Annotated in this window: 1 protein-coding gene; it reads left to right on the top strand. The window is 47.3% G+C overall.

Annotation, left to right across the window (positions count from 1 at the left end; all coding sequences use genetic code 11):
- Window positions 1-101 precede the first annotated feature (101 nt).
- Window positions 102-1,256: an IS110 family transposase gene (locus ST37_RS05905; RefSeq protein ID WP_084884608.1), complete on the top strand. Its 1,155-nt coding sequence runs from the start codon at window positions 102-104 to the stop codon at window positions 1,254-1,256.
- The last annotated feature ends 312 nt before the right edge of the window (window positions 1,257-1,568 follow it).

Below are 1,568 nucleotides of genomic sequence, written 5' to 3'. Positions count from 1 at the left end.
TAGACATAATGACCCCGACGAGGTGCTAGCCTCCAGTATCGTGGGTTAGCTTGACGCCAGAGCCATAATTAGTGTGCAAACAACTAAATCTGGAGGCTAGCATGAATAACGATAGCATAATTTTCATAGGCTTAGATACTCACAAGTCCTTTATTCAAGTCGCAGTTTTGCGAGAAAATCGAGGCGCTCACCCTGAACATCTCGGTCGCATTAAATCCAACAAGTCTGCACTTATCAAACTGGCGCAACAACTTCAATCAAAGTACCCGAAAGCGACATTACACTTCGTTTATGAAGCAGGTCCATGTGGGTACTGGACCTATCGACTGCTCACTAGCCTCGGTCATTGCTGCTGTGTCGTTGCCCCGTCGCTTATTCCAAAGAAATCCGGAGATCGAATCAAAACCGATAAACGAGATGCAGCTAAGCTTGCCAAGCTATTCAAGGCAGAAGAGCTTACCTCGATTTATGTACCTGAAGCCGAAGACGAGGCGATCCGAGATTTATCTAGAGCACGCGAGACCGCTATGAAGGATTTAAAGGACGCCAAGTTTCAACTTAAAGGCTTTTTGCTGCGCAACAATGTTCAGGCAACTGTGAACGATAACTGGTCTAAAAAGCATCTACGGTGGCTAACAGACCTCATCATGCCGCACCATAGTCAGCAAATAGTTCTGCAAGAGATGATCATCACTATTAGTGAACGCATGCAACGCCTTCAAAGGTTAGATAACGAGCTGCTTCATCAAGCCAAGAACTGGCGCTACTACCCTGTAGTCAAAGCGGTCCAGGCAATGCGAGGTGTTCGGTTGTTGGTTGCACTCGGTACGATAGCAGAGTTGGGCGACCTACGTCGCTTTGATCATCCTAGAAAGCTGATGGCTTATCTTGGTTTGGTTCCAACAGAAAGCTCCAGCGGAGGTAAAATAAGGCGTGGTAGCCTCACTAAGTGTGGGAATAGCCGAGCAAGACGGTTGCTAATTGAAGGTGCCCAAACCTACAAGCACAAAGCTAATATCTCGGTTGAGTTGCTGCGCAGGCAAGAGAGTCTTCCAAAAGAAATCGTCGATATTGCTTGGCAAGCCCAACAGCGGCTCTGCCGACGTTATCAGCGGCTTCTTCAGCGAGGCAAGCATCGCAACGTCGTAGTCACAGCGATCGCTAGAGAAATGATCGCGTATATTTGGGCTATAGCAAGAGAAGTGGTGATCTGCGATGTGGATCCAAAAACTCGGATCGCAAGGTTACCATCATGAATAAAGAATTAGTGTTAATGCATTGGCTGAAGCATCGGGTGTGGCACAACCACCGACGGCGTTAGGACGGCAGTAGAGCGAAAGCTTTTACTGAACCACGAGCATAGACTGAAGACAGGTGCCACGACGGAATAAGTAAGGTAGGCGCTGCTCATTGAAAAGTGAGTAATCCACGAATATCAGCATGAGAACCGACGAAATTACTTGCTTCACCTATGCGTTAACACTATCCCTTGATACACATCAAAGCTCTGAAAATGTGGGAGCAGAATTCTTGGCGTTTTAATTGACAGTGGGGGTCATATCAACGCC

The sequence above is a fragment of the Vibrio sp. qd031 genome (genome assembly GCF_002100145.1).
GTDB lineage: Bacteria > Pseudomonadota > Gammaproteobacteria > Enterobacterales > Vibrionaceae > Vibrio.
Note: the sequence above shows the minus strand (reverse complement) of the source record. Positions and strands in the feature narration are given on the sequence as shown.